At 59.1% G+C, this 2,439-nt stretch carries 3 protein-coding genes; all 3 read left to right on the forward strand.

Annotated features, from left to right (window positions below):
- The coding region (locus tag J7J55_02160) for an aminotransferase class I/II-fold pyridoxal phosphate-dependent enzyme (protein MCD6141509.1) at positions 1 to 466 on the forward strand (466 nt) is incomplete at its 5' end.
- 9 nt (positions 467 to 475) lie between these two features.
- Positions 476 to 853 (forward strand): RidA family protein, encoded by a 378-nt coding sequence (locus tag J7J55_02165; GenBank protein MCD6141510.1) that lies wholly within the window; start codon positions 476 to 478, stop codon positions 851 to 853.
- Positions 854 to 866: 13 nt separating this feature from the next.
- Entirely contained in the window at positions 867 to 2,261 is a 1,395-nt protein-coding gene (locus J7J55_02170; GenBank protein ID MCD6141511.1) for an ROK family protein, read from the forward strand.
- The last annotated feature ends 178 nt before the right edge of the window (positions 2,262 to 2,439 follow it).

Consider the following 2,439-nt stretch of genomic DNA (forward strand, 5'->3'; position numbering starts at 1 on the left):
CTCCAAGGCGTTCGGAGTGATCGGCGGGCACGTTTCCGGGAGCGAGGACCTGCGCAAGTTCGCGCTGAACAAGTCCCGCAGCTGGCTGCTGAGCGGGGCTGTTCCCCCGGGAGTGGCGGCGGCGTGCATCGCGGCGATCGACGTCCTCGAGACCGAGCCGCAGTGGCTGGAATCCCTGTGGGACAACCGCAATTACTTCCTCGATAAGGTGAAGGACCTTGGGTTCGACACCGGAAACACCGAGACCCCGATCATCCCGATCATGTGCGGGAAGAGCGAAACAGCCAAGGCCCTTGCCGATTTCGTGTGGGAGAAGGGAATCTACGTCCTGCCGATCGTCTACCCGATGGTGGCGCGGGACAAGGCCCGCATCCGGGTGCAGATCTCGGCCCGCCACACCAAGGACCAGCTCGACCAGGCGATCGCGGCGTTCAAGGAAGGCGGGGAAAAGCTCGGCCTGATCTAGGGGGCGCAGGTGAAAAAGAGGATTTCCACTGACCGTGCGCCCGCGGCGGTCGGGCCGTACTCGCAGGGGATCGCGGCAGGCGGGTTCATCTTCGTCTCCGGCCAGCTCCCGGCGACCGCGGACGGGGAGCTCATCACCGCTGACCCCAAAGCCGCGGCGCGCCAGGCGCTCGCCAACGTGCGCGCGGTGCTGGAGGCGGCCGGGGCAAGGATGGACGATGTGGTCAAAGTCACGGTCTACCTCGCTGACATCGCCGACTTCGGGGCGATGAACGAGGTGTACAAAGAGTTCTTCTCCGAGCCGTACCCGGCGCGAGCCGCGGTCGCGGTGAAGGCGCTTCCCAAGGGCGCGCCGCTCGAGATCGAGGCGATCGCTGTCAGGAAGTGAATAAGCGTTCCAGATGACAGACAAATTGAATCCAGTTAGACCGAAGCTCGTTCCCCCACTCGATGAGGGGTTCTCCCCGGCAGTGCTGGCCGGGCGCGCGTTCCAAACAGGAGTGGAAGATTCGGGGCGGGGTACATCCTTGGTGTTTGCACTGGAACGACCGGATGGGTCCATCTCACGCTACGAGACAAATGCCTTTCCTGCCGATCATCCGCGGGCAGGAGCGAACCTGACATATGCCGAGCGGATCTTTAAATTCCTGCTTTGGCAGCGTGGCGGATGGAGAGCCTATGTGGGAGGTCCAAGAAGCATCGGCGACTATATCAAGAGGTGTTACGCGCCGGGCGGGGTGCGGAAGTTCGACTACCGCTTTGTCGAGAGGGTCTATGAGAAACCACTTGAGGTAGTTCCTTGCGGCGTTTCCGAAGTTCCACAAGAAAAGGAGGCAGGAACTCCGCTCGGACGCCACCTCGATGGATATCGCATCGGTTTCGACCTTGGGGCCTCTGATCTCAAGGTGGCCGCTGTCGCCAATGGGAAACCTATATTCAGCGAAGAGATAGTGTGGGAACCATCCGAACAAAAGAATCCAGAATACCATTACAAGCACATTATCGCCGCGCTTCGAAAAGCGGCGGCGAAGCTCCCGCGGGTGGACGCGATCGGCGGGAGCGCCGCTGGAGTCTACGTCAATAATAGGGTGAGAGTGGCATCCTTGTTCCGCAGTATTCCCGCTGAACGATACGACGAAGTTCGAGATCTGTTTCTCCGCATCCGTGAGGAAATGGGAGTACCTCTGGTAATCGTCAACGACGGTGAGGTGGCCGCGCTCGCCGGATCGATGTCCCTCAACGAAAACGGTGTCCTCGGCATCGCTCTGGGATCAAGCGAAGCTGTCGGCTATGTAAACACAGAAGGGAACATCACCGGTTGGCTAAACGAATTGGCGTTCGCCCCGATCGATTACTCTCCCGACGCCCCCATCGACGAATGGTCAGGCGACCGGGGATGCGGGGTCTCTTACCTCTCACAACAGGGTGTGTTCCGGCTCGCACAAAAAGCCGGAATAGAACTCCCTCAGGATGTCACAAATGCAGAGAGACTCAAGTTCGTGCAAGGCAAGCTTGCGGCGGGAGACGAAAGAGCGGTTAAGATCTGGCAGAGCATCGGGATTTACGCAGGCTATGCGATCGCGCACTACGCAGATTTCTATACCCTCAGGCACGTCCTCCTCCTCGGAAGGGTTACCTCCGGGGAAGGGGGAAGACTGATCTTGGAATGGGCGAGCAAGGTGCTTCGATCCGAGTTCCCGGATCTGGCGTCGCGCATTGACCTTCACCTCCCGGACGAGAAGAGCCGCCGCGTAGGCCAGGCGGTCGCGGCAGCCAGCCTTCCTGCCGTAGATTAGGACTAAAGGTCCCCGTCCTTTCGGAGAGAGCGGGCGAATTCTATGTCATTCCAAAACTCTCTCCCGGCAAATTATGACGCAGGTTTGCGCTAAGATTATTTTTTATGTTGTATTATCACTTAAGCCCATCTTCTACAGTTGTAAATTTGAAGTTGCCTTTTAAAGAGCATTACAGGAC

It is taken from the genome of Candidatus Bipolaricaulota bacterium, assembly GCA_021159055.1.
Lineage (GTDB): Bacteria > Bipolaricaulota > Bipolaricaulia > UBA7950 > UBA9294 > S016-54.